Origin of the sequence: Streptomyces sp. NBC_00057, from assembly GCF_045041165.1 — a bacterium.
Classification (GTDB): domain Bacteria; phylum Actinomycetota; class Actinomycetes; order Streptomycetales; family Streptomycetaceae; genus Streptomyces.
In genome coordinates, this window is the sequence record NZ_CP108256.1 from 5,182,744 (window position 1) to 5,209,469 (window position 26,726).

Genomic DNA, 26,726 nt, shown 5'->3' on the forward strand with positions numbered 1-26,726 from the left:
CTCAACGGGGGAGGGCCTCATGGCCATGGATGAGCACACCGACATCACCACCGGCACCACCGACGCGGCCGAGGACGTGGCCGCGCTCGCCGGCACCGACGACGTCACCAGGTACCCCATCGCACCGGGCTACCGGGTCAACGTCCGCACGGGACCGGGCACCCAGTACGGCATCGTCAGGACGCTTCCGTACGGAATGAGCGTTCCGGTCTACTGCCAGAAGCCGGGGGAGCGGGTCACCGGCCCGTACGGCACCTCGAACCTCTGGGACAACATCGCCAACGGCCAGTTCGTGGCGGACGCCTACGTCCACACGGGCAGCGACGGCTACATCGCCCCGCGCTGCGACTGACCCGGACCGCGACGGGACGGCGACCGGGACTGTGACGGGGACGGCGATCGGGACCGGGACCGCCCGGGGATAATCGACCTCGTGAGCGAGAACAGCGAAGCCCCCGGCCCCGGCACCACGCCCGGCAGCACCGCGCCCGGCCCGCAGCCCGAGCCCCTGCTCTTCTTCGGTACGACCTGGGTCGACCACGACGGGGGCTACGGGCTGCGACGCGTCGGGGCGGCGGTGGGCTCCCTCGCGGCCGCGGTCGCCGCCTGCTTCGTACTCCGCTTCGCCTTCCAGGGACTGGAGATCGCCGGCGTCGGCAACCTCGTCGGCATCCTGGTCGTCCTGATGTTCGCCATCTGCAGTGCCATCGCCTTCCGCAAGACGTGGGAAGGCTTCAGCCGCCGCCCGGCCGATCCGGCGCGCGAGGCCAATCTGCGCGGCCTCAAGACCATCGGCTTCGTCGGCTCACTGATCGCGTACTTCCTCCGTACGTTCAAGGAGGCACCGGGCGAGCAACTGCGCCGCACGGAGTTCGATACGGCCCTGGCCCGCTACGCGAAGCGCCGCTCGGCCCGCACCGGAAACCCGGCCGCCCGCAAGACCACCAAGGGAAAGCGGCCCAAGCGCAAGTAGGGCCCCACGAGCGCAGGGCCCCACAAGCGCGGGTCACGTCCCGCGAGCACCGGCGCAAGGCCCCCGCGCGGGTCACGATGGCCCATGCTTCCTTCCGGCTCCGACTCCGATTTCCGGGCACGCACCTCCTCACCCGTCTCCCCGGCCCCACCCCGCGCCCTCTCCTTCGGCCGCGCAGCCGCCCAGTACGCCGCGGCCCGCCCCGGCTACCCGCCCGCTCTCTTCGACACCGTCGAGGAACTGGCCGGCCGCCCCCTGCGTGGTGCCCGCACCATCGACGTCGGCGCGGGCACGGGTATCTCCACCCGACTTCTCCACGACCGGGGCGCGCGGGTCACCGCAGTCGAACCGGGCCCCGGCATGGCGGAAGAACTGCACCGGGCCCGTAGAGCGAAGCGGCAAAGTCGGCACACGAAGTCGGAAAAGGACCACGCCGCACCGCGCAGACCCCCACCGCCCCACAGGCCGGACCGCACGCAACCTTGACGGACCGACACCGCCAGGATCAAAATTCATCACATGATGAATTCTCCGGGCGTCGCCATCGAGGCCCGCGGCCTCACCGTCGTACGAGGCAACCGCACCGTCCTCCGCGACCTCGACTTCACCGTCGAACCCGGCAGGATCACCGGCCTCCTGGGCCCCTCCGGCTGCGGCAAATCCACCCTGATGCGTGCCGTCGTGGGCACCCAGGCCAAGGTCACCGGCACCCTCGACGTGCTCGGCAGCCCCGCCGGACACCCCACCCTCCGCCCGCGCATCGGGTACGTCACCCAGGCCCCGTCCGTCTACACCGACCTGACCGTCCGGCAGAACCTCGACTACTTCGCGGCGATCCTCCAGCCGGGCCGCCGCCACCGGGACACCCGCCGCGCCGCCGTCACCCGCGCGATTGCCGAGGTCGACCTGACCAGCCACGCCGACGCGCTGGCCGGCACCCTCTCCGGCGGCCAGCTCACCCGTGTCTCCCTCGCCGTGGCCCTGCTCGGCACCCCCGAACTCCTGGTCCTCGACGAACCGACCGTCGGCCTGGACCCGGTACTCCGCCGAGACCTGTGGAACCTCTTTCACGCCCTCGCCGCCGACCGCGGCACCACACTCCTCGTCTCCTCCCACGTCATGGACGAGGCCGAGCGCTGCCACCGGCTGCTCCTCATGCGCGAGGGCGAGATCCTCGCCGACGACACCCCCGAGGCGCTGCGCACCGCCGCCCACGCCGCCACCGTCGAAGAGGCGTTCCTCCACCTGGTCGACGAAGCCGCCACCCGTCAGGAGACCGTCCGATGAGCACCCCGCACCCGCAGCCCCATCCGGCCGCGCCACCCCTCAGCCCCGCCCGCACGCTCGCCACCGCCGCCCGCGTCCTGCGCCAGCTGACCCACGACCCCCGCACCGTCGCGCTGCTCCTCCTGATCCCGGTCGTGATGATCACGCTGCTCCGGTACGTGTTCGACGGCAGCCCCCGAACCTTCGACGCCATAGGCGCCTCGCTCCTCGGCATCTTCCCGCTGATCACGATGTTCCTGGTGACCTCGATCGCCACCCTGCGCGAACGCACCTCGGGCACCCTCGAACGCCTCCTCGCCATGCCGCTCGGCAAGGGCGACCTGATCGGCGGCTACGCCCTTGCCTTCGGCGCCGTCGCGATCGTCCAGTCCCTCCTGGCCACCGCACTCTCGGTCTGGGCGCTCGGCCTGGAGGTAACCGGCTCACCGTGGCTGCTGCTTCTGGTCGCCCTGCTCGACGCCCTGCTCGGCACGGCACTGGGCCTCTTCGTCTCCGCCTTCGCCGCATCCGAGTTCCAGGCCGTCCAGTTCATGCCGGCCGTGATCTTCCCGCAGCTTCTGCTCTGCGGACTGTTCATCGCACGCGACCGGATGGCGACCGTCCTCGAAGCCATCTCGAACGTCCTGCCCATGTCGTACGCGGTCGACGGCATGAACGAGGTCCTCCATCACACCGACGTCACCGGCGACTTCATCCGCGACGTCCTGGTCGTCGCGGGCTGCGCTTTGCTCGTCCTCACTCTCGGCGCGGCCACGCTCCGCCGACGTACCGCCTGACCGGCCCCGGTGCGAGGATGACGGACACGAGCACCGAGAACCGTCAGCACGACGCACCGAGAACCGCGAGCACCGCCCGGAGGGTGAACCGCATGACCCAGACAGTTGCCGTCCTCGGCACCGGAAAAATCGGCGAGGCCCTGCTCAGCGGCATGATCCGGGCAGGCTGGCGCCCGGCGAACCTGCTGGTCACCACCCGCCGCTCCGAGCGTGCCGAGGAACTCCACAGCCGCTACGGCGTCGATTCCGTCACCAACGCCGAGGCCGCCAAGCGCGCCGACGTCCTCATCCTCGCGGTCAAGCCCCAGGACATGGGCCGGCTCCTGGACGAGCTCGCCGAGCACGTCACCGCCGACCGCCTGGTCATCAGCGCCGCCGCAGGCATCACAACCGCCTTCATCGAGGACCGCCTCACCGCGAGCACCCCGGTCGTACGCGTCATGCCGAACACCCCCGTCCTCGTCGACGAGGGCATGTCCGTCATCTCCGCGGGCAGCCACGCCACCACCGAACACCTCGCCACCGCCGAGGCGATCTTCGGCGGCGTTGGCAAGACCCTGCGCGTCCCCGAGTCCCAGCAGGACGCGGCCACCGCCCTCTCCGGTTCGGGCCCGGCGTACTTCTACTTCCTCGTCGAGGCGATGACCGACGCGGGCATCCTGCTCGGCCTGCCCCGCGCCCAGGCCCACGACCTGATCGTCCAGGCCGCCATCGGCGCCGCCGTGATGCTCCGCGACAGCGGCGAACACCCGGTCAAGCTCCGCGAAGCCGTCACCAGCCCGGCCGGCACCACCATCAGCGCCATCCGCGAACTGGAGAACCACGGCGTACGAGCCGCCCTCATCGCCGCCCTCGAAGCAGCCCGCGACCGCAGCCGCGAACTCGCCTCCGGCAACGGCTGACAGCTACCCGGCAGCCTCGATCAGCTCCGCACTGCGCACCACCTTCGCGAACCCACCGCCGTACAACGACACGGCGGTGGCCCGCGCCGGCTCATCCGCGTCCAGCGTCCACCCCCACGGCCCCACCCCGTCGAAGGTGTACGTCGCATCCAGCGCGAAGAACACCTCGTACCCGAGGTTCCCGCCCATCCGCGCCGTCGTCTCGGCGCACATATTGGTCTGGATCCCGGCCACCACGATCTGCCGCACCCCGAGATCGGGCGTCCCGTAGAAGGCGGAGTTCACGTTCCATCACGACCAGCGCCGCGTTCTCCTCCACGGCAACAACATCGGGACGTCAGCGGGCACCGCGGCCGGCATCGACCTCTGCCTCCATCTCGTACGTACGGCCCACGGTGCGGAGACGGCCGCGACGATCGCCCGCTCGACGGTCACGGCCCCCTTCCGCACCGGCACCCAGGCCCAGTTCATCGAGCACCCCACGCCCCACACCGACCGCGACGCCGACACCCTCGCCTCGGTACGGGCCCTCGCCCTGACCCGTCCGGCCGAACCCCACACGGCCGCCGACCTCGCCGCGCACGTCGGAATGTCCCCCGCTCCTTCGCCCGCCGCACCGGCTTCGGCAGCGAGATCACCATGCGCCAGCACTTCGCCACCCACCTCTCCACCAGCCCCCGCGACTACCGCCTGGCCTCCCATCAGAACCCGGGCAGGCCCGAGGTTGACACGACACGCCCACATCCGTAGTGTTCTCCGGGTTGTCCGACGTGAGCGCCGACTCCGGTCGGTCCCCGGGCAGCCATTCCGCAGTAACCACATCTGGTCAGCGACATCTGTCGCCAGACTTTCTGTGCGCATTTGCGAAATGAAGAATCCGCGTTCGAAGGAGCGCGACCCCGATTAGCGTCGAGGCCCAGGATTCGCTAAAGTCTCACTCGTCGGAACGGCCCAACAGCCGGGAAGACGAAACCCGCTGACTGGGAATCAGGCCCGAAAGGATCTGATAGAGTCGGACTCGCCGGAAAGGGAAACGCGAAAGCGAAGAACTGGAAAGCGCAGTAAAAATTCTCCTGCTCCGCAGGGGGCCGCTTCGACCGGGAATCGGACACGAAAGAGTCTGATAGAGTCGGAAATGCAAGACCGAAGGGAAAGCCCGGAGGAAAGCCCGAGAGGGTGAGTACAAAGGAAGCGTCCGTTCCTTGAGAACTCAACAGCGTGCCAAAAGTCAACGCCAGATATGTTGATACCCCGGCCTGCTTCGGCAGGTTGGTGGTTCCTTTGAAAGTCCTGCCGGGCCTCACGGTTCCGGTAGGCAATTTACACAGCGAGGACGCTGTGAACGATCGGTCTTATTCCGGCTGATCGTTCCGCTCTCGTGATGTGTGTCCCGATTACGGGAAAACATTCACGGAGAGTTTGATCCTGGCTCAGGACGAACGCTGGCGGCGTGCTTAACACATGCAAGTCGAACGATGAAGCCCTTCGGGGTGGATTAGTGGCGAACGGGTGAGTAACACGTGGGCAATCTGCCCTTCACTCTGGGACAAGCCCTGGAAACGGGGTCTAATACCGGATAACACTCTGTCCCGCATGGGACGGGGTTGAAAGCTCCGGCGGTGAAGGATGAGCCCGCGGCCTATCAGCTTGTTGGTGGGGTGATGGCCTACCAAGGCGACGACGGGTAGCCGGCCTGAGAGGGCGACCGGCCACACTGGGACTGAGACACGGCCCAGACTCCTACGGGAGGCAGCAGTGGGGAATATTGCACAATGGGCGAAAGCCTGATGCAGCGACGCCGCGTGAGGGATGACGGCCTTCGGGTTGTAAACCTCTTTCAGCAGGGAAGAAGCGAGAGTGACGGTACCTGCAGAAGAAGCGCCGGCTAACTACGTGCCAGCAGCCGCGGTAATACGTAGGGCGCAAGCGTTGTCCGGAATTATTGGGCGTAAAGAGCTCGTAGGCGGCTTGTTGCGTCGGTTGTGAAAGCCCGGGGCTTAACCCCGGGTCTGCAGTCGATACGGGCAGGCTAGAGTGTGGTAGGGGAGATCGGAATTCCTGGTGTAGCGGTGAAATGCGCAGATATCAGGAGGAACACCGGTGGCGAAGGCGGATCTCTGGGCCATTACTGACGCTGAGGAGCGAAAGCGTGGGGAGCGAACAGGATTAGATACCCTGGTAGTCCACGCCGTAAACGTTGGGAACTAGGTGTTGGCGACATTCCACGTCGTCGGTGCCGCAGCTAACGCATTAAGTTCCCCGCCTGGGGAGTACGGCCGCAAGGCTAAAACTCAAAGGAATTGACGGGGGCCCGCACAAGCAGCGGAGCATGTGGCTTAATTCGACGCAACGCGAAGAACCTTACCAAGGCTTGACATATACCGGAAAGCATCAGAGATGGTGCCCCCCTTGTGGTCGGTATACAGGTGGTGCATGGCTGTCGTCAGCTCGTGTCGTGAGATGTTGGGTTAAGTCCCGCAACGAGCGCAACCCTTGTTCTGTGTTGCCAGCATGCCCTTCGGGGTGATGGGGACTCACAGGAGACTGCCGGGGTCAACTCGGAGGAAGGTGGGGACGACGTCAAGTCATCATGCCCCTTATGTCTTGGGCTGCACACGTGCTACAATGGCCGGTACAATGAGCTGCGATGCCGCGAGGCGGAGCGAATCTCAAAAAGCCGGTCTCAGTTCGGATTGGGGTCTGCAACTCGACCCCATGAAGTCGGAGTTGCTAGTAATCGCAGATCAGCATTGCTGCGGTGAATACGTTCCCGGGCCTTGTACACACCGCCCGTCACGTCACGAAAGTCGGTAACACCCGAAGCCGGTGGCCCAACCCCTTGTGGGAGGGAGCTGTCGAAGGTGGGACTGGCGATTGGGACGAAGTCGTAACAAGGTAGCCGTACCGGAAGGTGCGGCTGGATCACCTCCTTTCTAAGGAGCATCTAGATTCCGTAAGGAATCCAGAGCCACTACGTCGGCAAATGTTCGACGGTGGTCAGCTCATGGGTGGAACGTTGACTATTCGGCACGACAGGTTGTTTTTCACTAGTACTGCTTCGGCGTGGAACGTGGGAAGGGATCGGTTGTGCCGGGCACGTTGTTGGGTATCTGAGGGTACGGCCGTGAGGTCGCCTTCAGTTGCCGGCCCCAGTGAACTCGCCCTCAGGGGTGGGGTGATGGGTGGCTGGTCGTTGTTTGAGAACTGCACAGTGGACGCGAGCATCTGTGGCCAAGTTTTTAAGGGCGCACGGTGGATGCCTTGGCACCAGGAACCGATGAAGGACGTGGGAGGCCACGATAGGCCCCGGGGAGCTGTCAACCGAGCTTTGATCCGGGGGTGTCCGAATGGGGAAACCCGGCAGTCGTCATGGGCTGTCACCCGCTGCTGAACACATAGGCAGTGTGGAGGGAACGAGGGGAAGTGAAACATCTCAGTACCCTCAGGAAGAGAAAACAACCGTGATTCCGGGAGTAGTGGCGAGCGAAACTGGATGAGGCCAAACCGTATGCGTGTGATACCCGGCAGGGGTTGCGCATGCGGGGTTGTGGGATCTCTCTTTCACGGTCTGCCGGCCGTGAGACGAGTCAGAAACCGTTGATGTAGGCGAAGGACATGCGAAAGGTCCGGCGTAGAGGGTAAGACCCCCGTAGCTGAAACATCAACGGCTCGTTTGAGAGACACCCAAGTAGCACGGGGCCCGAGAAATCCCGTGTGAATCTGGCGGGACCACCCGCTAAGCCTAAATATTCCCTGGTGACCGATAGCGGATAGTACCGTGAGGGAATGGTGAAAAGTACCGCGGGAGCGGAGTGAAATAGTACCTGAAACCGTGTGCCTACAAGCCGTGGGAGCGTCGCTGTATGTGCTTGCACATGCAGTCGTGACTGCGTGCCTTTTGAAGAATGAGCCTGCGAGTTTGCGGTGTGTTGCGAGGTTAACCCGTGTGGGGAAGCCGTAGCGAAAGCGAGTCCGAATAGGGCGTTTCAGTAGCACGCTCAAGACCCGAAGCGGAGTGATCTAGCCATGGGCAGGTTGAAGCGGAGGTAAGACTTCGTGGAGGACCGAACCCACCAGGGTTGAAAACCTGGGGGATGACCTGTGGTTAGGGGTGAAAGGCCAATCAAACTCCGTGATAGCTGGTTCTCCCCGAAATGCATTTAGGTGCAGCGTCGTGTGTTTCTTACCGGAGGTAGAGCACTGGATAGGCGATGGGCCCTACCGGGTTACTGACCTTAGCCAAACTCCGAATGCCGGTAAGTGAGAGCGCGGCAGTGAGACTGTGGGGGATAAGCTCCATGGTCGAGAGGGAAACAGCCCAGAGCATCGACTAAGGCCCCTAAGCGTACGCTAAGTGGGAAAGGATGTGGAGTCGCAGAGACAACCAGGAGGTTGGCTTAGAAGCAGCCACCCTTGAAAGAGTGCGTAATAGCTCACTGGTCAAGTGATTCCGCGCCGACAATGTAGCGGGGCTCAAGCGTACCGCCGAAGTCGTGTCATTCGTACATGTATCCCCAACGGGAGTACGGATGGGTAGGGGAGCGTCGTGTGCCGGGTGAAGCAGCCGCGGAAGCGAGTTGTGGACGGTTCACGAGTGAGAATGCAGGCATGAGTAGCGATACACACGTGAGAAACGTGTGCGCCGATTGACTAAGGGTTCCTGGGTCAAGCTGATCTGCCCAGGGTAAGTCGGGACCTAAGGCGAGGCCGACAGGCGTAGTCGATGGACAACCGGTTGATATTCCGGTACCCGCTTTGAAACGCCCAATACTGAATCAGGCGATGCTAAGTCCGTGAAGCCGGCCCGATCTCTTCGGAGTTGAGGGTAGTGGTGGAGCCGACGAACCAGACTTGTACTAGGTAAGCGATGGGGTGACGCAGGAAGGTAGTCCAGCCCGGGCGGTGGTTGTCCCGGGGTAAGGGTGTAGGCCGTGTGGTAGGTAAATCCGTCACACGTTAAGGCTGAGACCTGATGCCGAGCCGATTGTGGTGAAGTGGATGATCCTATGCTGTCGAGAAAAGCCTCTAGCGAGTTTCATGGCGGCCCGTACCCTAAACCGACTCAGGTGGTCAGGTAGAGAATACCGAGGCGTTCGGGTGAACTATGGTTAAGGAACTCGGCAAAATGCCCCCGTAACTTCGGGAGAAGGGGGCCATCACTGGTGATTGGATTTACTCCATGAGCTGGGGGTGGCCGCAGAGACCAGCGAGAAGCGACTGTTTACTAAAAACACAGGTCCGTGCGAAGCCGTAAGGCGATGTATACGGACTGACGCCTGCCCGGTGCTGGAACGTTAAGGGGACCGGTTAGCTGACTTTCGGGTCGGCGAAGCTGAGAACTTAAGCGCCAGTAAACGGCGGTGGTAACTATAACCATCCTAAGGTAGCGAAATTCCTTGTCGGGTAAGTTCCGACCTGCACGAATGGCGTAACGACTTCTCGACTGTCTCAACCATAGGCCCGGTGAAATTGCACTACGAGTAAAGATGCTCGTTTCGCGCAGCAGGACGGAAAGACCCCGGGACCTTTACTACAGTTTGATATTGGTGTTCGGTTCGGCTTGTGTAGGATAGGTGGGAGACTTTGAAGCAGCCACGCCAGTGGTTGTGGAGTCGTCGTTGAAATACCACTCTGGTCGTGCTGGATGTCTAACCTGGGTCCGTGATCCGGATCAGGGACAGTGTCTGATGGGTAGTTTAACTGGGGCGGTTGCCTCCTAAAGAGTAACGGAGGCGCCCAAAGGTTCCCTCAGCCTGGTTGGCAATCAGGTGTTGAGTGTAAGTGCACAAGGGAGCTTGACTGTGAGACCGACGGGTCGAGCAGGGACGAAAGTCGGGACTAGTGATCCGGCAGTGGCTTGTGGAAGCGCTGTCGCTCAACGGATAAAAGGTACCCCGGGGATAACAGGCTGATCTTCCCCAAGAGTCCATATCGACGGGATGGTTTGGCACCTCGATGTCGGCTCGTCGCATCCTGGGGCTGGAGTCGGTCCCAAGGGTTGGGCTGTTCGCCCATTAAAGCGGTACGCGAGCTGGGTTTAGAACGTCGTGAGACAGTTCGGTCCCTATCCGCTGTGCGCGTAGGAATATTGAGAAGGGCTGTCCCTAGTACGAGAGGACCGGGACGGACGAACCTCTGGTGTGCCAGTTGTTCTGCCAAGGGCATGGCTGGTTGGCTACGTTCGGAAAGGATAACCGCTGAAAGCATCTAAGCGGGAAGCCTGCTTCGAGATGAGTATTCCCACCAACTTGATTGGTTAAGGCTCCCAGTAGACGACTGGGTTGATAGGCCAGATGTGGAAGCCCGGTAACGGGTGGAGCTGACTGGTACTAATAGGCCGAGGGCTTGTCCTCAGTTGCTCGCGTCCACTGTGTTAGTTCTGAAATAACGAACGGCCGTGTTGTGTTCCGGTGTTGGTTAATTTCATAGTGTTTCGGTGGTCATTGCGTTAGGGAAACGCCCGGTTACATTCCGAACCCGGAAGCTAAGCCTTTCAGCGCCGATGGTACTGCAGGGGGGACCCTGTGGGAGAGTAGGACGCCGCCGAACTCCTTTTACGGGAAAGCCCCGTGCCCTTGTGGCACGGGGCTTTTCTGCGTTCTGAGCGTCTAGGCTCGAACCATGCGCTACGAACTGGTCATCTTCGACAACGACGGTGTGCTCGTGGACAGCGAGCCGATCTCCAACACCATCCTGGCCGAGTACCTCACAGAGCTCGGTCACCCCACCTCGTACCAGGAGTGTGTTCGCGACTACATGGGGGCTGCCGTGCACCGGGTGCACGATCTCGTCGAGGAGAGGACCGGGGAGAAGCTGCCCGCGGACTTCGACGAAACGCTTCACTCGCGGGTCTTCGCTGCGTTCCAGCAGGAGCTGGAGCCGGTGGCGGGTGTCGAAGATGTGCTGGGCAAGCTTGTCGCCGACGGGGTCGCCTACTGCGTCGCATCCTCCAGCAACCATGAGCGGATCAGGGTCGGGCATCGCAAGACCGGGCTCGACCAGTGGTTCGAGGAGGAGTGGATCTTCAGCGCGGAGGATGTGGGGCAGGGAAAGCCGGCGCCCGATCTGTTCCTGCACGCCGCCGAGCGGATGGGCGTACCTCCCGAGCGGTGCGTCGTCATCGAAGACAGCCCGCTCGGAGTGGAGGCGGCCAGGGCCGCGGGGATGGATGTGTACGGGTTTACATCGATGATGCCGGCGGACCGGCTCGCCGGGGTGATCGGGCACTTCTCCGACATGAGTCAACTGCGGGAATTGCTCGCCTGATCCATCTACCCATGGGTAGAGACTGGCCCTACGCTCGCGGCCATGACAGACGCTCGTTTGCGGCACGGCAGGGCCTCCCTCGCGTTGAGCTTCTTCGTGCAGGGAGTCACCTTTGCTCTGCTCGTGACGCGGATTCCCGCCATCCAGGACCGGTACGGGATATCCGACGGGCTGTTGCCGTTGTTCCTGGCCGCGGTGCCGATCCTGGCCGGGGTGGGCAGTGTGGTCACCGAGAAGGTGGTCGCGCGGGTGAGGCCCGGGGGTGTACTGAGGTGGGCGCAGCCCGTTGTGCTGCTTGCGCTGCTCGGTGTCGGGGCCGGGAACGCGTTGTGGGAGGCGGCCCTGGCGCTCGGTGTGTTCGGGCTTGCCGTCGGGGCGCTCGATGCCTCCATGAACATGATGGGGGTCAGTCTTCAGCGGGCGTACGGGCGTTCCATCATGCTCGGGTTCCACGCCGCGTACAGCCTGGGCGGGATCGCCGGGGCGTCCATGGCGTGGGCCGGGGCGCACTGGGATCTCTCGCTGCTGGTCTCGTACCTGCCGGCGGTTGTTGTGCTGCTGCCCGTCGCGTTCATCGGCAGCCGGTGGTACGTCGACGGCGCGTCGGTGGAGAAGGGCCTGGGAGAGGTGCCGGGGAAGGGGGCCGCCTCGGTCTCCTTCAAGTTGCTGATGCCGCTCTGTCTGGTGATGAGCTTCGCGTACATCGGGGACTCGACGGTGTCCAACTGGAGCGCCAAGTATCTGCAGGACGTGCTGGGGAGCTCGGAGCAGCTGTCGACCGTTCCGTACAACGTCTACATGGTGACGACGCTGCTGGGGCGGGCTGTCGGGGACTTCGGGGTGCGGCGGTTCGGGGCTGTGGCCGTGGTGCGGTTCGGGAGTGTGCTGGCTGCTGCCGGGTTCGGTGTGGTGGCGGTGGCCGGTGGGGCGTGGGTCGGGATGTTCGGGTTCACCCTGCTGGGGCTCGGGCTGTGTGTGATCGTGCCGCAGACGTTCGCCGCTGCCGGGCGGATGTTCCCAGGGGCGAGTGATACGGCCATCGCGCGGCTGAATGTCTTCAACTACGTGGGATTCCTGGTGGGGTCGCCGCTGGTGGGGGCGCTCGGGGACGCCTGGAGCTACCGGGGGGCGATGCTCGTGCCGATGGTGTTGGTGCTTGCGACCCTCGTGTACGCCAAGTCGTTCGGTACGGAGCGTGCCCGATACGGTGGCGGGCATGAGCGGCCGCACACAGTTGATGTGGGATGACGCAGTAACGGGATACGACTTCGGGGAAAGCCATCCGATGGACCCCGTCAGACTCGCCCTGACGATGGGGCTGGTGCGGGCGTTCGGGCTGGACGGTGCGGTGGATGTGGTGGCGGCCAAGCCCGCCGGGGAGTCCACGCTGCGGCTCGTGCACCGCGAGGACTATGTGGCCGCCGTACGCGCCGCCTCGGCGGATCCGAAGCACGCCGACCAGAACTACGGTCTCGGGACGGTGGACGATCCCGCGTTCGCGGGGATGCATGAGGTGTCGGCGCTGATCGCCGGGCAGTCGGTGGCTGCGGCCGAGGCGGTGTGGCGCGGTGACACCGCGCATGCCGTGAACTTCGCGGGCGGGCTGCACCACGCCATGCCGGGCGGTGCGGCGGGGTTCTGTATCTACAACGATCCGGCGCTCGCCATCGCGCGGCTGCTGGAGCTGGGTGCCGAGCGGGTTGCGTACATCGATGTGGACGTCCACCACGGGGACGGGGTGCAGGCGGCCTTCTGGGAGGATCCGCGGGTGCTGACCGTGTCGCTGCACGAGCACCCGCGCACGCTCTTCCCACAGACCGGCTGGCCGGAGGAGACCGGCTCGGGGGCGGGTGAGGGCAGTGCGGTGAATGTGGCGCTGCCGGCCGGTACGGGGGACGCGGGGTGGCTGCGGGCGTTCCATGCGGTGGTGCCGGAGCTGCTGGCGGACTTCCGGCCGCAGGTGCTGGTGAGTCAGCACGGGGCCGATACGCATTTCGAGGATCCCCTCGCTCATTTCGCGGTGTCGCTGGACGCGCAGAGGGTGGTCATGGCGGCCTGTCACGATCTCGCCCACGAGTACGCGGAGGGCGGGCGCTGGGTGGCGCTCGGCGGGGGCGGATATGCGGTGGTCGATGTGGTGCCGCGGTCCTGGACGCATCTGGTGGGGATCGCCGCGCATGCGCCGGTGGACCCGGAGTCGGTGATTCCGTCCTCGTGGCGGGACGAGGTCTATGCCCGGACGCGGCAGCTGGGGCCGGCCCGGATGACGGACGGGCGTACTCCTTCCTGGAAGTCGTGGGAGGAGGGGTACGACCCCGCGGACCGGCTGGATCAGGCGGTGCTGGCGACCAGGCGGGCGGCGTTCCCGTTGCGGGGGCTGCTGACCTGAGGCGGGTGGGGCGGTCGCGGTGTGCCCGTTTCCGTGCGGTGGCGAGGAATGGTTACGCCAACTGTGGGGCGTAACCGGGCTTCTGGCCCCCCGTCCGGGTGATTCGGGGAGCATCGGTGGGGTGTTGAGCACCGGAGCGCTGCGTGCGCATCTGCTGGCGGCCCGGCTGGCCGGGTCCGTGGCCACATCGAGGGAAGTGAGTCTGCGGAGCTATCGGCTCTTCGCGGCCCGCGACCCGCGGGTGATGCTCGGCCTCGACCCCGAACGGGGCTGGAAAGAGGCCGATCTTCTTCGTCTCATGGCCGACAAGTGCGGGGTTTCGGACGATCCTGCTCATGTCTCGGGCCCTGATGTGATTGATCCGGAGCGGACTCTGGCAGGTCTGGATGCCTTTGCCATGAGGCTGTCGTATGCGGCGGTCCGGCGGGCGCCGGTGCTGTTCGGCACCGGTCATCCGCACCGGCTGCTCGGCTTCTACGCAGAGCTGGCAGACGCCATGTCGGCGGCCGGGTGCCCCGTACTCACCCCCGCGCAGGGGAGATGTATCGACATAACGGCCCGGTTCGGCGTACGCAGGTACAGCCTCGACTACGTACGAGGTGTCGCGATGGTGCGCGAACCCGGCGTGCGGGCTCCCGGTGGTGACACCGGCGCACACACCCATTCGCCGTTGCCGGTCCGGGTAGCTCTGGAGGCGGTCGCGGAAGGTTGCGGGCGGCTGCCGGAACTGGTCGTCGGGGACCACGGATGGGTCTGCGGGGCAGGTCAGCTGGGCATCGAGGCGATCGGGCTCGCGGATACGGACGATCCGGCGCTGTTCGTCGGGGAGGCCGAGGGGCGGGTGTCGGTCGCCGTTCCGCTCGACGATGCCGTGCGGTCGGCCTACTACCGGCCGCTCACTCGCTATGTACTCAATCGGGCGTGTCTGTCACAGTAGGCGGCCGATCGTCTCTCCTCTTCCCCACTCGCATCACACGCCCCTAATCTGGGGAGTGAGCGCACAACGACGAAGAGTCACCGGAGGGGAAGCCGGTGCGCGTCTCGTGCGGAAGGTACAGGTGGGTCATGGCTGCTGGCAGCGAGAGGCCTCTCAACGAGGTCAAGTTTCTGACTGTGGCGGAAGTCGCCTCGGTCATGAGGGTGTCGAAGATGACTGTGTACCGCTTGGTGCACAGCGGTCATCTGCCGGCGATCCGGGTGGGAAGGTCCTTCCGGGTTCCGGAGCAAGCGGTTCACGAGTATCTCCGCGAGTCCTTTGTGGGGGTGGAGTCCGCCTGAGGTTCACCTCGGATTACGTACCTCACGCGGTGGCGGGTAGGCTAGGCCGACGTAGGTCGTGTGGGCCCAGACGCCCCGCACCAGTGAAGAAGAAGTGAGCGAGGGTAGTCGTGGGCTCTGTTATCAAGAAGCGGCGCAAGCGGATGGCCAAGAAGAAGCACCGCAAGCTGCTCAAGCGCACGCGCGTTCAGCGTCGCAACAAGAAGTAAGCGAACGCAGTTCGTGAATCCGCAGCCCTCCCGCCGACATGGCGGGAGGGCTGCGGTGCGTTGTGGGGCGGCACGTACGCGCATTCGGGCCAAAGACTCGGTAGAAGGCCGCCGTGCGGTCATCGCAGGGCAACATCCACCCGCTACGGTGACGGCCAGGGGAAACCTTTCGACGGAAGGCGCTGATCTTGGGGAAGGTCGTGCTGGTCACGGGAGCGGCCCGGCAACTGGGCGGCCGCTTCGTGCGGCGCATCCAGCGTGATCCGGAAGTGGACCGGGTGATCGCCGTGGACGCGGTCGTGCCCGGACACCAGTTGGGCGACGCCGACTTCGTCCGCGCGGACATCCGCCAGCCCGCGATCGCCAGAGTCCTTGCCGAGCACTCCGTCGACACGGTCGTCCATCTGGATGTCTCCGCCAAGACGGTCGGCACGGGTGGCCGGACGACGGTCAAGGAGACCAATGTCATCGGCACCATGCAACTGCTCGGTGCCTGCCAGAAGGCGCCGAGCGTGCGGCGGATGGTGATCAAATCCAGTACGAATGTGTATGGCTCCGCGCCCCGCGATCCTGCGGTCTTCACCGAGACCACCCCGCCCAAGTCCCTGCCGAGCGGGGGCTTCGCCAAGGACGTGGTGGAGGTCGAGGGGTACGTACGGGGCTTCGCGCGCCGTCGGCCGGACGTCGCCGTGTGCGTGCTCAGGTTCGCGAACATCCTGGGGCCGGAGGCGGATTCACCGCTCGCCGACTATCTGTCGCTGCCCGTGCTGCCGACGGTGTTCGGATACGACCCGAGGCTCCAGTTCGTGCACGAGGACGATGTCGTCGACGTACTGGGAATCGCCTCGCGAGAACCGAGGCGCGGGACGTTGAACAGCGGCACCTTCAACATTGCCGGGGACGGTGTGCTGCTGCTCTCGCAGTGCTCGCGGCGGCTGGGGCGGCCGACGATGCCGCTGCTGCTGCCCGCCGTCACCTGGGTCGGCCAGGCGCTGCGTACGGTCGGCATGACGGACTTCTCGCCGGAGCAGATCCGGCTGCTCACCCACGGCCGGGTGGTCTCCACCGTCCAGATGCGCGAGACCCTGGGTTTCCACCCGCAGTTCAGTACCGCGGAGACGTTTGCGGAGTTTGCGCGCAGCCAGGGGCCGGGACTGCTGCCGCCGGAGGCGCTGGGCAGGGCGGTCGACCGACTGGCCGCCATGCCGTTCGCCGGGGCGGCCGGCGATGTTCCGGGGACCACCGGGGCGGGCGACACACACCCGACCCCCAGCGCCAGGTAGAGGAGCGCACCGACGATGGCGGATGCCAAGGTCATTCCGTTCGACGACGACCGTTCGCGGTCGGGCGGCTCGCCGCGCTCTGCGCGACGCCGGTCCGCAGGGGGTGGCAGCCGGGGCCAGGGGCCCTCGGCGGCCTCCGTGGTCGGCACTGCGGCCGTCAGCGCCCTTCCTGGGCAGCAGGACGCCTCGCTGCCGCAGGAGGAGCCCCAGCAGGCCGGGCAGCCCCTGGAGGGGGCCGAGCGCGGTGGCTGGGACCGGCGGATCGCCGGCGGGCTCGCGTTTCTGCGGCGGCGGGTCACCGGTGAGTACGACGTCGACGAGTTCGGGTACGACAAGGAGCTGACCGATCAGGTCCTGATGTCGATGCTGCGGCCGATGTACGAGAAGTACTTCCGGGTCGAGGTGAGGGGCATTGAGAACATCCCGTCCGACGGCGGGGCGCTCATCGTGTCCAACCACTCGGGGACGCTGCCGCTCGACGGGCTGATGCTCCAGGTCGCCGTGCATGACAACCATCCGGCGGGGCGGCATCTGCGGCTGCTCGCCGCCGATCTCGTCTTCATGCTGCCGGTGGTCAACGAGCTTGCCCGCAAGGCCGGGCACACGCTGGCCTGTGCGGAGGACGCGGAGCGGCTGCTGCGGCGGGGCGAGGTCGTCGGGGTGATGCCGGAAGGCTTCAAGGGCATTGGCAAGCCGTTCGGCGAGCGGTACAAGCTGCAGCGCTTCGGGCGGGGTGGCTTTGTCTCCACGGCGTTGCGGGCCGGGGTGCCGATCGTTCCGTGCTCGATCGTGGGGGCGGAGGAGATCTACCCGATGATCGGCAACTCGAAGACGCTGGCGCGGCTGCTGGGGTTTCCGTACTTCCCGATCACGCCGACGTTTCCCTGGCTGGGGCCGCTCGGGGCGGTGCCGTTGCCGACGAAGTGGACGATCCAGTTCGGGGAGCCGATCTCCACGAGTGGGTATCCGGTGGAGGCGGCGGAGGACCCGATGCTGATGTTCAATCTGACGGATCAGGTGCGGGAACAGATTCAGCACACGCTGTACAAGTTGTTGGTGCAGCGGAGGTCGGTGTTCTTCTGAGGGGTGCGCGCGAGGAGTACCGGGGGCGCCATGTCCTCAGTCGCCGGGCGGGCTTGATGTTGCTGAATGCCCGTCCGGCGACTGAGGGTTGCGCTAGTCGTTCGTGTCCTCGCTGTCGATTCCCAGGCCAGGCAGCAGGCCGGGGAGGAGCGGGGGCAGGGTTACGTCCGGGGTGGGCGGGGGGCTGGAACGGCCGTCGGTGGACGGGGTGGTGCCCGGGGGCGGGGAGCCGAGGAGACCGTCCGTGGTGCCGGTGATCAGGCCGTCGGACGGGGTGCTGCCGGAGTCGGACGGATGGGGCGAGGCACTGTCGCCCGTACGGCCCTGTGAGGCCTCCGGTGACGAGGGCGAGGACTGGTCCGTATGGGACGGTCCCGTGCCCTGTTCCGTTTCGTCCGACTGCTGGGAACCGCTGCTCCTGTCCGGGGTGCGGGGCAGCAGCGACTGCAGCGGTTCGACCTCTTCGTCTATGGCGTCGAAGACCGAGCTGACCTGGTCGCCGACATCGGTCAGCTGTACGGGCAGCCGGTCGCGCAGGCTGCTCCAGCTGTCGCGGTGCGAGCGGGAGAAGGACTCCAGGGTCTGGATCGGGCCGATGGCGCCGTCCCGCTGGTAGGCGGAGTGGAGCAGACGGTGGCCCTCGGTGGCGTCGTGCGTCATGCCGTTGAGTGTGCGCCTGACCTCGCCGAGCTGTTCATGGTCCAGATCGCCGGAGCGGGCGCGCTCCATCAGCCGGCGGGCTTCGCTGAGCCGGGTCGATGCCTGGTCGAGGTAGACCTCGCCGCGGTCGGCATCGCCGCTGGCCATGCCGAGGTGGATGTCCTCCATGCCGCGCTTGAGCCCGTACAGCGAATCACCCGGCAGGGCGTCGGAACTGGCAGCGGCCACTCCGCCGAAGGCTCCCGCCGCCACACCGATGGTGAGTCCGCCGGCCGCGAGACCCTTCGTCCAGCGTGAGCGCGGACGCAATTTCCGGAGCGGGGAGGCCCGGTGGGCCCCCTTGGTCCGTTGCTCGGGCACCGTAGGGCCCGAGGACGCACCGCCCTCGGCGAACATGGCCTCCATGGCGGCGACGAGCTGGGTTCGCTGCACCACTTTGACTTCGGGATCCAACTCTGGCCGCGGCAGCTCACCGAGGCCGTTCGCCAGGGCCAACAGCGTTCCGTGGGCGGCCGGTTCGGCCGGTTCCTCGGGCTGTACGGCCGCCGCACCGCGGAGCGACTGCTCCTCCAGGGCCTGGGCGAAGGCGTTCGCCCGCCGGTGTGCCGAAACGTTTGCGATCACTGGCGGCACCTCCTCTCGTCATGACGGTCGACTCCCCTGAGGGTCCGGATGGTTGCACACCTTGAGCGCTTCCACACGAAAGAGTGAGTGTCGGCGGACATGGGGTGACGACAGGGGGCCTGCAACCGGCACAACGAGGGGCGCGGCACTTGGGTTACGCACGAAGGATGATCGGACCAGTGCGTGACGAACATATCGCCGAGAGCGATTCGGCCGGGAGTGGGGTCAGCGGACATCGTCCGGAAGGAGCCGGGCCAGGGTGCGGACGGCGCGGTACTGGAGGGTCTTGATCGCGCCCTCGTTCTTGCCCATGACCCGGGCGGTCTCGGCGACCGAGAGGCCCTGCAGGAAACGCAGGGTCACGCACTCCTGCTGCTGGGGGTTGAGTCGGCGCACGGCCTGCAGCAGTGCGGCGTTGGAGAGAGACTCCAGGACGGAGTCCTCCGGGCTGCGCTCGACCTCGTTGGCATCGAGCATTTCGCCGGTGGTCACCTCCAGGCGGAATCGGCTGGACTTGAAGTGGTCGGCGACCAGGTTGCGGGCGATCGTGACCAGCCAGGCACCGAAGTCGCGGCCCTGCCAGGTGAACGTGGAGATGCGGCGCAGGGCGCGCAGGAAGGTCTCACTCGTGAGGTCCTCCGCCGTCGCCTTGCCGCCCACGCGGTAGTAGATGTAGCGGTAGACGGTGTCGCTGTACTGGTCGTAGAGGCGGCCGAAGGCGTCAGCCTCGCCGGCCTGTGCGCGCTCGACGAGATCCATCATGCGCGCGCTGTCGCTGTCGGCGGTTGGCCGGCGAACGGTGGACGTAGTAGTTGCGCCGCGGTTGCTGCGTCTTCCGACCGCCGCACCGCGTTCGGCCAGGGCGTAGCAAGGGCCGACAGGTGCAGGGGTGGCAAATGCGGGTACGGCGTACGCGGTGGGGACGAAGCCGCGCAAGCGGTCGGCGACCGTTGCGCGCAGCGTAGCCAGGCCCGAGGCGTCAACCCCGACGTGTGGGTACACGGGACTCCCAGAGGCAGAGCTTCCATCACGTGCAGTGCGAAACCGTCACTCGTCGTAGTGAGTGGTGGGTTCCGGAATGCGTCTGAGGAGAATAACGCTTCGTACAAGCAGTGCTACGCCCAGTTGCTAAAATCATCGATTACGTCGTTTCTGTAGCGACTAATCGATGCATCAAGTAGCACATCGTGACCGGTTATTGATCGGATTACTTCGCGATCTGCCTGCGGTCGCGACGGGTTGTGGTCGGGTGCAAGCAATCCGACTGGCGGGAGCGGTCGGTGGGTAAGGGGTCCCGATTGGCGGCAGGCGTCCGGGCGTGGCTCGGCGACCCCCGGCGGGATCGGGCGGGGGCTCGAACGGGTGTGCGTCAGCGGCGGCGGCGGTGCAGGGCGACCGCGGCCGCGGTGCCGCCTGCGAGGGCGCCCACGCCGGCCGCGGCCGGGATGCCGACCTTGGCCGCCTTGCGGCCCGTCCGGTAGTCCCGCAGCCGCCAGTCGAGCGCGCGGGCGTGCTTGCGGAGCTTGGCGTCCGGGTTGATCGCGTACGGGTGTCCGACCAGGGACAGCATCGGGATGTCGTTGTGCGAATCGCTGTACGCCGCGCAGCGGTCGAGGTCCAGACCCTCGGCCGCCGCCAGGGCGCGGACCGCCTCGGCCTTCGCGGGGCCATGCAGCGGCTCGCCGACCAGACGGCCGGTGTAGACGCCGTCGACGGATTCGGCGACCGTGCCGAGTGCGCCGGTCAGGCCGAGGCGACGGGCGATGATCGTGGCGGTCTCCACCGGGGCTGCGGTGACCAGCCAGACCCGCTGTCCGGCGTCGAGGTGGGCCTGGGCGAGGGCGCGGGTGCCGGGCCAGATCCGGTCGGCCATGTACTCGTCGTAGATCTCCTCGCCGATGGACATCAGCTCGGATACGCGGTGGCCCTTGACGATGGACAGGGCGCTGTCGCGGGCGTCCTGCATGTGTTCCGGGTCCTCGACGCCGGCCAGCCTGAACCAGGCCTGCTGCCAGGCGAACCTGGTCAGCTCGCGGCGCTGGAAGAACTTCCGCTTGTACAGGCCGCGGCCGAAGTGGAAGATCGCCGCGCCCTGCATCACGGTGTTGTCCAGGTCGAAGAAGGCGGCGGCCCGGTCGTCGCCGACGACGGGGAAGGGCGGTTCCTCGGTCGTGGTGAGGACAGAGGTGTCCTGGTCGGCGGCGAAGGACTGATCGTCGGGGAGGGAGGACTTCCGCGCTGCCTCAGCTGCTGCCTCGCCTGCCAGCACGCTCCGTGCTGTTGCGGGGCGCCTACGGGGTGTGAGCCATCCAAGAGCGGCCATGTCGTGAGCATAGCCAGTTGGTTCGGCCCTTCCCGACCTGCCGGGATGCCGTGCCGTGAACTCTCGGCTGCCGATTTGTCGAACGGGCGATTCGGGGCGTTTCGGATCAAGGGTGGAAGTGGTCCCCTTCCGGCTCGGAGGGGCGGTCCCCTTCCGGCGCAGAATGAGGGCATGAGTGCCCTGCTGCGACGTACGAAGAAGAAGCCCGCGGACCGGGTGGTGACCCTGGTCGGGAAGCCCGGATGTCACCTCTGCGACGACGCGAGGGCGGTGGTGCGGGAGGTCTGTGCGGAGACCGGCGCGTCCTGGGAGGAGAAGGACATCACCCAGGACGAGGAGCTGTACCGGGAGTACTGGGAGCAGATCCCGGTTGTCCTGATTGATAACGAACAGCACACGTTCTGGCGGGTGGACCCGGCGAGGCTGCGCAGCGCACTGCATTCGTGAGGAAAACGCGGTTACCATCATGGGCGTTTTGAGTGCTCTCGGGGGAGTGGCTGTGAGGAGTGTGTACTGCTTTGCCCCCTTCGGGCCTGCAACGGGCTGATGCGATCCTTGGTTCCGGGATCGCGCGACGAATGTGCGTGACCCCGGTCACTTTGACCGGACAAAACGGACACCATCTTTGTGCACGCGTTCACAAAGACATAGCCTGCATTCGACGGGGCGGCCTTGGGACATACGGCCGCCTGCAGCCCCGCTCATCCCGCAGGAGCACCGTGGCAACTGGCCGAAATCACCGACCGGCGACCCGAAGCCGAGGAATTCCCGAGGCCACCGTCGCCCGACTTCCGCTGTACCTGCGCGCACTGACCGCGCTCTCCGAGCGCTCGGTCCCCACGGTCTCGTCCGAGGAGCTCGCCGCGGCGGCGGGGGTCAACTCTGCCAAGTTGCGCAAGGACTTCAGCTACCTCGGGTCCTACGGGACGCGTGGTGTCGGGTACGACGTCGAGTATCTCGTCTACCAGATCTCCCGCGAACTCGGGCTCACCCAGGACTGGCCGGTCGTGATCGTCGGTATCGGCAACCTCGGCGCCGCGCTCGCCAACTACGGCGGCTTCGCCTCCCGTGGTTTCCGGGTCGCCGCACTCATCGACGCCGACCCCGCGATGGCCGGAACGCCCGTCGCCGGGATTCCCGTCCAGCACGCCGACGAACTGGAGAAGATCGTCGGCGACAACGGCGTGTCGATCGGTGTCATCTCGACCCCGGCCGGTGCCGCTCAGCAGGTCTGCGACCGGCTCGTCGCCGCGGGCGTCACCTCCATCCTGAACTTCGCACCGACGGTGCTCTCCGTGCCCGACGGCGTCGACGTGCGCAAGGTCGACCTGTCCATCGAGCTTCAGATCCTCGCCTTCCACGAGCAGCGCAAGGCCGGCGAGGATGTCACCGAGAGCAGCCCGGACCCGTCCGCACCGCCCGTGCGCGCGGCCGCCGCCGGCCGGAAGGGACCTGACGGGGACATGCCCGCCGTGATGCCGGCATGAGTCTTCTCGTCGTAGGGCTGAGCCACCGCAGCGCCCCCGTCTCCGTACTGGAGCGGGCCTCGCTGGCTGCCGAGACGCAGGCCAAGCTCCTCCAGGACACCCTCGCCGCGGAGCCCGCGGCCGAGGCCGCCGTGCTGGCCACCTGCAACCGCATCGAGCTGTACGCCGACGTGGACAAGTTCCACGCGGGCGTCGCCGAGCTGTCCACGCTCCTCGCCCAGCACAGTGGCGTCGGGCTGGACGAACTCACTCCGTATCTCTATGTGCACTACGAGGACCGGGCCGTCCACCACCTCTTCTCGGTGGCCTGCGGGCTGGACTCGATGGTCGTCGGCGAGGGCCAGATCCTCGGCCAGATCAAGGACGCCCTGGCGCTGGGGCAGGAGCTCCACACCGCCGGCCGACTGCTGAACGACCTGTTCCAGCAGGCCCTGCGGGTCGGCAAGCGCGCCCACAGCGAGACCGGGATCGACCGGGCCGGGCAGTCGCTCGTCACCTTCGGTCTCGAACAGCTCGCGGCCGGTGCGGATGTCGCCGACTGGGCCAGGGGCAAGCGTGCCCTGGTGATCGGCGCCGGCTCGATGTCCTCGCTGGCCGCCGCCACCCTGGCCCGTACCGGTGTCGCCGAGATCGTCGTCGCCAACCGGACCCGGGCCCGTGCCGACCGGCTCGTCGAGATCCTGGGCCAACCCGGCAGTACGGGCGTGGCCGCTCACGCCGTGGAGATGGCCGCGGTCTCCGACGAACTGACACGTGCCGATGTCGTCGTCTCGTGCACCGGCGCGACGGGTCTCGTGCTGACCGCCGAGGCCGTCGCCGGAGCGCTCGGTCTGGCCTTCGACCCCGCGTACGAGGTGCCCGCCGCGTCCGTCCCCGCGCCGCCCGCCGACCCCGACCGGCACGCCGCCTGGGTGGAGAACGGCACCGTCGGTTCGGTGCGCCAGGCCGTCCGCCGGGCCACCGTGCCCGCCCAGGGCGCCGGCCCGGTCCGCCTCGCCCTGCTCGACCTCGCCATGCCGCGCGACATCGACGGAGCCACCGCCCGCCTCGACGGTGTGCGTCTCGTCGACATCGAGTCGCTCGCCGAGGCGTCAGCGGACGCCCCGATGGCCGCCGATGTGGACCAGGTACGCACCATCGTCGCCGACGAGGTCGCGGCCTTCGGCGCCGCCCAGCGCGCCGCCCACATCACCCCGACCGTCGTCGCCCTGCGCACGATGGCCGCCGGAGTGGTCGCGGGCGAGATCGCGCGGCTCGACGGACGCCTCCCCGACCTGGACGAGAAGCAGCGCGCCGAGATCACGCAGACCGTGCGCCGCGTCGTCGACAAGCTCCTGCACGCGCCCACCGTGCGGGTCAAGCAGCTCGCCAGCGAGCCCGGCGGCGCCGGGTACGCCGATGCGCTGCGGGAACTCTTCGACCTCGACCCGCAGACGGTCGCCGCCGTCTCCCGGGCAGACCTGAACGACCCGAATCGAGGGCGGTCATGACCGACAACTCACCCCTGGGCGCGGGGGCCACCAAGCCGCTGAGGCTGGGGACCCGGCGCAGCAAGCTCGCCATGGCGCAGTCCGGCCTCGTCGCCGACGCGGTCAGCGAGGTGACCGGGCGCGCCGTCGAGCTCGTCGAGATCACCACGTACGGCGACACCTCCCGGGAGCACCTCGCGCAGATCGGCGGCACCGGCGTGTTCGTCGCGGCGCTGCGCGACGCGCTGCTGCGCGGCGAGGTGGACTTCGCCGTCCACTCGCTCAAGGACCTGCCGACCGCCCAGCCCGAGGGCCTCGTGCTGGCCGCCGTACCGGTGCGCGAGGACCCGCGCGACGTACTGGTGGCGCGGGACGGGCTGACCTTCGAGCAGCTGCCGTCCGGTGCCCGCGTAGGCACCGGCTCGCCGCGCCGCATGGCGCAGCTCAACGCGTACGCCCGTAACCACGGCCTCGACATCGAGACCGTGCCGATCCGGGGGAACGTCGATACGCGTATCGGATTTGTACGAAGCGGGGAGCTGGACGCGGTGGTACTCGCCGCGGCCGGGCTCAGCCGCCTCGGCCGGATCGGTGAGGTGACCGACTTCCTGTCGGTCGACACCGTCCTGCCCGCTCCCGGCCAGGGAGCACTGGCGATCGAATGCGCTGCGACCAGCGCAGACCTCGCCGCCGCGCTCGCCGAGCTCGACGACCCGTACACCCGGGCCGCCGTGACCGCCGAGCGTGCCCTGCTCGCCGCCCTGGAGGCCGGTTGCTCCGCACCTGTGGGTGCGCTGGCCGACCTCCTGGTCGACGGACAGGCTGTCAACGAACTGCGCCTGCGCGGTGTCGTCGGTTCCACCGACGGTTCCTCGCTGGTACAGATGTCCACCACCGGTCCCGTCCCCACGTCGCACGACGACGCGGCGGCCCTCGGTCGCGAACTCGCGGCCGAGATGCTCGCCAAGGGTGCGGCCGGTCTTATGGGGGAGCGAGCACTTTGAGCCCCACCGGCCACGCCGCATCCGACTTTCCGGCCCTGTCCGCACAAGGGCACGTCACCTTCCTCGGCGCCGGTCCCGGCGACCCGGGACTGCTGACTCTGCGCGCTGTCGAGGCGCTCGCGAGCGCGGACGTCCTTGTCGCCGAGCCGGACGTTCTCGGCGTCGTTCGCTGCCATGCGCGGGCAGGCGTAAGCACGCCTGAGCTGACGGTTGTTGACGCGCAGTCAACAGCCGCCGGTGTTCCCGTTCTCAGGGATGCGGTCAATCTTGTCATGGAGGCAGCGAAGGGCGGCAGGCGGGTCGTCCGTGCCGTCCTGGGCGACCCGGGACTGGACGGGAACGCCGGCGCCGAGATGGTCGCCTGCGTCACCGCCGGTATCCCCTTCGAGGTCGTGCCGGGTGTCGCCAACGCCGTGGGCGTGCCCGCGTACGCCGGTGTGCCGCTGCGTGACGCGCAGGGCGCCGACGTCCGGTTCGTCGACGCCCGTACCGCCTCGGACCGCTGCTGGACCGAGGTCGGCGCGAGCGATGCCACGGCCGTCGTCTCGACGACCCTCGACTCGGTGGCCTCGGCCGCCGGTGAACTGGTCTCGGCGGGCCGCAAGCCCGACACCCCGCTGACCGTGACGGTGGCCGGTACGACCACCCGCCAGCGCACCTGGACGGCGACCCTCGGGACGATCGCCCAGGTCCTGAAGCAGGCGAAGGTCCTCCCGTCGCCGGACGGGCACCAGCCCGTCATAGCCGTGGTCGGTGAGCGCAGCTCCGCAGCCCAGCACGACCAGCTCGCGTGGTTCGAGTCCAAGCCGCTCTTCGGCTGGAAGGTGCTCGTCCCGCGTACCAAGGAGCAGGCTGCGTCGCTCTCCGACCAGCTTCGTTCGTACGGTGCCGTGCCGTACGAGGTTCCGACGATCGCCGTCGAGCCGCCTCGTACGCCCCAGCAGATGGAGCGCGCGGTCAAGGGCCTGGTCACGGGCCGCTACGAGTGGATCGCCTTCACCAGCGTCAACGCCGTGAAGGCAGTCCGGGAGAAGTTCGAGGAGTACGGGCTGGACGCCCGTGCCTTTGCCGGGATCAAGGTCGCGGCAGTCGGCGAGCAGACCGCCGCCGCGCTCGTCGACTTCGGTGTGAAGCCGGATCTGGTGCCGTCCGGTGAGCAGTCCGCCGCCGGTCTGCTGGAGGACTGGCCGCCGTACGACCCGGTCTTCGACCCGATCGACCGTGTCTTCCTGCCGCGCGCCGACATCGCCACCGAGACGCTGGTGGCCGGGCTCATCGAGCTGGGCTGGGAGGTCGACGACGTCACCGCGTACCGCACGGTCCGCGCCTCGCCGCCGCCCGCCGACACGCGTGAAGCCATCAAGGGCGGCGGCTTCGACGCGGTGCTCTTCACCTCGTCGTCGACCGTACGGAACCTCGTCGGCATCGCGGGCAAGCCGCACAACGTGACGGTCATCGCGTGTATCGGCCCGGCGACGGCCAAGACCGCCGAGGAGCACGGCCTGCGCGTCGACGTCCTGTCGCCGGAGCCTTCGGTGCACAAGCTGGCCGAGGCCCTCGCCGAGTTCGGTGCGCAGCGCCGGGAGGCGGCGAAGGAGGCCGGTGACCCGGTGACGCGGCCGAGCGAGCGGCGTCCCGGTGCGCGGCGGCGTCGTACGACGACCTGATCGGCCCGGTTGACGGTGTCAGGGGTCCGGCTGCTTCGGCGGCCGG

22 protein-coding genes, 3 rRNA genes and 2 pseudogenes are annotated in these 26,726 nt (G+C 67.0%); 23 read left to right on the plus strand and 4 right to left on the minus strand.

Translation table 11 applies throughout. From position 1 onward, the window contains the following. The first annotated feature begins 19 nt into the window (after positions 1-19). The 6 genes from OG953_RS24365 (at position 20) to proC (ending at position 3,938) form a co-directional block, all read left to right on the plus strand. Positions 20-352: an SH3 domain-containing protein gene (locus OG953_RS24365; protein WP_405686851.1), complete on the plus strand. Its 333-nt coding sequence runs from the start codon at positions 20-22 to the stop codon at positions 350-352. Positions 353-433: 81 nt separating this feature from the next. Further along, a complete protein-coding gene (locus OG953_RS24370) occupies positions 434-973 on the plus strand; it encodes a hypothetical protein (protein ID WP_405686852.1) in 540 nt (179 codons plus the stop codon). 84 nt (positions 974-1,057) lie between these two features. Next, positions 1,058-1,459, plus strand: coding sequence for a class I SAM-dependent methyltransferase (locus OG953_RS24375; RefSeq protein WP_405686854.1), 402 nt, complete (start codon positions 1,058-1,060; stop codon positions 1,457-1,459). 33 nt (positions 1,460-1,492) lie between these two features. Beyond that, positions 1,493-2,260: an ABC transporter ATP-binding protein gene (locus OG953_RS24380; protein WP_405686855.1), complete on the plus strand. Its 768-nt coding sequence runs from the start codon at positions 1,493-1,495 to the stop codon at positions 2,258-2,260. Beyond that, positions 2,257-3,036, plus strand: a complete 780-nt coding sequence (locus OG953_RS24385) for an ABC transporter permease (protein WP_405686857.1) — start codon at positions 2,257-2,259, stop codon at positions 3,034-3,036. Before OG953_RS24380 ends, OG953_RS24385 begins: the two co-directional genes overlap by 4 nt. A gap of 92 nt (positions 3,037-3,128) precedes the next feature. Beyond that, positions 3,129-3,938 carry a pyrroline-5-carboxylate reductase gene (proC, locus tag OG953_RS24390; RefSeq protein ID WP_405686859.1) on the plus strand — a complete coding sequence of 270 codons (810 nt, stop codon included), beginning with the start codon at positions 3,129-3,131 and terminating at the stop codon, positions 3,936-3,938. Between the two features lie 3 nt (positions 3,939-3,941). On the opposite strand, the pseudogene OG953_RS24395 reads toward proC, so the two are convergent. Further along, a pseudogene (locus OG953_RS24395) lies at positions 3,942-4,226 on the minus strand (isochorismatase family protein); the annotation flags it as partial. Between the two features lie 19 nt (positions 4,227-4,245). Here OG953_RS24395 and OG953_RS24400 point away from each other — a divergent pair. The 12 genes and pseudogenes from OG953_RS24400 to OG953_RS24455 all read left to right on the plus strand — a co-directional run. Then, positions 4,246-4,688 (plus strand): annotated as a pseudogene (locus OG953_RS24400) (AraC family transcriptional regulator); the annotation flags it as partial. Between the two features lie 657 nt (positions 4,689-5,345). Further along, positions 5,346-6,871, plus strand: a 16S ribosomal RNA gene (locus OG953_RS24405). Positions 6,872-7,167: 296 nt separating this feature from the next. Beyond that, positions 7,168-10,291, plus strand: a 23S ribosomal RNA gene (locus OG953_RS24410). Positions 10,292-10,370: 79 nt separating this feature from the next. Then, positions 10,371-10,487: ribosomal RNA gene (gene rrf / locus OG953_RS24415) — 5S ribosomal RNA — on the plus strand. Together the 16S, 23S and 5S rRNA genes form the textbook arrangement of a ribosomal RNA operon. Positions 10,488-10,559: 72 nt before the next feature. Beyond that, entirely contained in the window at positions 10,560-11,204 is a 645-nt protein-coding gene (locus OG953_RS24420) for an HAD family hydrolase (protein ID WP_405686860.1), read from the plus strand. A 42-nt stretch (positions 11,205-11,246) separates the two neighbouring features. Next, on the plus strand, positions 11,247-12,452 hold the full coding sequence (locus tag OG953_RS24425; RefSeq protein WP_405686861.1) for an MFS transporter: 1,206 nt from the start codon (positions 11,247-11,249) through the stop codon (positions 12,450-12,452). After that, positions 12,421-13,593: an acetoin utilization protein AcuC gene (locus OG953_RS24430; RefSeq protein WP_405686863.1), complete on the plus strand. Its 1,173-nt coding sequence runs from the start codon at positions 12,421-12,423 to the stop codon at positions 13,591-13,593. The genes OG953_RS24425 and OG953_RS24430 overlap by 32 nt, the downstream gene beginning before the upstream one ends. Before the next feature lie 121 nt (positions 13,594-13,714). Then, entirely contained in the window at positions 13,715-14,530 is an 816-nt protein-coding gene (locus OG953_RS24435) for a phosphatase (RefSeq protein ID WP_405686864.1), read from the plus strand. A 128-nt stretch (positions 14,531-14,658) separates the two neighbouring features. Next, positions 14,659-14,871: a helix-turn-helix domain-containing protein gene (locus OG953_RS24440; RefSeq protein WP_014046653.1), complete on the plus strand. Its 213-nt coding sequence runs from the start codon at positions 14,659-14,661 to the stop codon at positions 14,869-14,871. Between the two features lie 110 nt (positions 14,872-14,981). After that, positions 14,982-15,080, plus strand: coding sequence for a 30S ribosomal protein bS22 (locus OG953_RS24445; protein WP_003948845.1), 99 nt, complete (start codon positions 14,982-14,984; stop codon positions 15,078-15,080). 188 nt (positions 15,081-15,268) lie between these two features. Then, on the plus strand, positions 15,269-16,363 hold the full coding sequence (locus OG953_RS24450) for an NAD-dependent epimerase/dehydratase family protein (RefSeq protein WP_405686865.1): 1,095 nt from the start codon (positions 15,269-15,271) through the stop codon (positions 16,361-16,363). A gap of 15 nt (positions 16,364-16,378) precedes the next feature. Continuing rightward, a complete protein-coding gene (locus OG953_RS24455) occupies positions 16,379-17,446 on the plus strand; it encodes a lysophospholipid acyltransferase family protein (RefSeq protein ID WP_405686867.1) in 1,068 nt (355 codons plus the stop codon). A gap of 93 nt (positions 17,447-17,539) precedes the next feature. Here the strand turns inward: OG953_RS24455 and OG953_RS24460 are convergent, their stop codons facing one another. The 3 genes from OG953_RS24460 to OG953_RS24470 all read right to left on the minus strand — a co-directional run bounded on the left by OG953_RS24460 (position 17,540) and on the right by OG953_RS24470 (position 21,053). Continuing rightward, positions 17,540-18,730: a DUF5667 domain-containing protein gene (locus tag OG953_RS24460; RefSeq protein ID WP_405686868.1), complete on the minus strand. Its 1,191-nt coding sequence runs from the start codon at positions 18,728-18,730 to the stop codon at positions 17,540-17,542. 225 nt (positions 18,731-18,955) lie between these two features. Beyond that, the gene (locus OG953_RS24465) at positions 18,956-19,732 is read right to left on the minus strand and encodes an ECF subfamily RNA polymerase sigma factor, BldN family (protein WP_114245171.1); all 777 of its coding nucleotides are present in this window, start codon (positions 19,730-19,732) and stop codon (positions 18,956-18,958) included. Between the two features lie 367 nt (positions 19,733-20,099). Further along, positions 20,100-21,053, minus strand: coding sequence for an HAD family hydrolase (locus OG953_RS24470; protein WP_405686870.1), 954 nt, complete (start codon positions 21,051-21,053; stop codon positions 20,100-20,102). A gap of 171 nt (positions 21,054-21,224) precedes the next feature. On the opposite strand from OG953_RS24470, the gene OG953_RS24475 reads away from it, so the two are divergent. From OG953_RS24475 to OG953_RS24495, 5 genes are all read left to right on the plus strand, one after another. Beyond that, entirely contained in the window at positions 21,225-21,500 is a 276-nt protein-coding gene (locus OG953_RS24475) for a glutaredoxin family protein (protein ID WP_405686872.1), read from the plus strand. Between the two features lie 272 nt (positions 21,501-21,772). Continuing rightward, on the plus strand, positions 21,773-22,540 hold the full coding sequence (locus OG953_RS24480; RefSeq protein ID WP_405686874.1) for a redox-sensing transcriptional repressor Rex: 768 nt from the start codon (positions 21,773-21,775) through the stop codon (positions 22,538-22,540). Beyond that, on the plus strand, positions 22,537-24,030 hold the full coding sequence (locus OG953_RS24485) for a glutamyl-tRNA reductase (RefSeq protein WP_405686876.1): 1,494 nt from the start codon (positions 22,537-22,539) through the stop codon (positions 24,028-24,030). The genes OG953_RS24480 and OG953_RS24485 overlap by 4 nt, the downstream gene beginning before the upstream one ends. Further along, entirely contained in the window at positions 24,027-25,013 is a 987-nt protein-coding gene (hemC, locus tag OG953_RS24490; RefSeq protein ID WP_383066869.1) for a hydroxymethylbilane synthase, read from the plus strand. The genes OG953_RS24485 and hemC overlap by 4 nt, the downstream gene beginning before the upstream one ends. Then, a complete protein-coding gene (locus OG953_RS24495; RefSeq protein ID WP_405686877.1) occupies positions 25,010-26,680 on the plus strand; it encodes a uroporphyrinogen-III synthase in 1,671 nt (556 codons plus the stop codon). The genes hemC and OG953_RS24495 overlap by 4 nt, the downstream gene beginning before the upstream one ends. Positions 26,681-26,726: the final 46 nt, after the last annotated feature.

Excerpts from the sequence above, each read along its gene's own strand:
- OG953_RS24365 (WP_405686851.1), top strand. The coding sequence starts at position 20 with ATGGCCATGGATGAGCACACCGACATCACCACCGGCACCACCGACGCG.
- OG953_RS24375 (WP_405686854.1), top strand. The coding sequence starts at position 1,058 with ATGCTTCCTTCCGGCTCCGACTCCGATTTCCGGGCACGCACCTCCTCA.
- OG953_RS24380 (WP_405686855.1), top strand. The coding sequence starts at position 1,493 with ATGATGAATTCTCCGGGCGTCGCCATCGAGGCCCGCGGCCTCACCGTC.
- OG953_RS24385 (WP_405686857.1), top strand. The coding sequence starts at position 2,257 with ATGAGCACCCCGCACCCGCAGCCCCATCCGGCCGCGCCACCCCTCAGC.
- proC (WP_405686859.1), top strand. The coding sequence starts at position 3,129 with ATGACCCAGACAGTTGCCGTCCTCGGCACCGGAAAAATCGGCGAGGCC.
- OG953_RS24420 (WP_405686860.1), top strand. The coding sequence starts at position 10,560 with ATGCGCTACGAACTGGTCATCTTCGACAACGACGGTGTGCTCGTGGAC.
- OG953_RS24425 (WP_405686861.1), top strand. The coding sequence starts at position 11,247 with ATGACAGACGCTCGTTTGCGGCACGGCAGGGCCTCCCTCGCGTTGAGC.
- OG953_RS24430 (WP_405686863.1), top strand. The coding sequence starts at position 12,421 with ATGAGCGGCCGCACACAGTTGATGTGGGATGACGCAGTAACGGGATAC.
- OG953_RS24440 (WP_014046653.1), top strand. The coding sequence starts at position 14,659 with ATGGCTGCTGGCAGCGAGAGGCCTCTCAACGAGGTCAAGTTTCTGACT.
- OG953_RS24455 (WP_405686867.1), top strand. The coding sequence starts at position 16,379 with ATGGCGGATGCCAAGGTCATTCCGTTCGACGACGACCGTTCGCGGTCG.
- OG953_RS24470 (WP_405686870.1), bottom strand. The coding sequence starts at position 21,053 with ATGGCCGCTCTTGGATGGCTCACACCCCGTAGGCGCCCCGCAACAGCA.
- OG953_RS24475 (WP_405686872.1), top strand. The coding sequence starts at position 21,225 with ATGAGTGCCCTGCTGCGACGTACGAAGAAGAAGCCCGCGGACCGGGTG.
- OG953_RS24485 (WP_405686876.1), top strand. The coding sequence starts at position 22,537 with ATGAGTCTTCTCGTCGTAGGGCTGAGCCACCGCAGCGCCCCCGTCTCC.
- hemC (WP_383066869.1), top strand. The coding sequence starts at position 24,027 with ATGACCGACAACTCACCCCTGGGCGCGGGGGCCACCAAGCCGCTGAGG.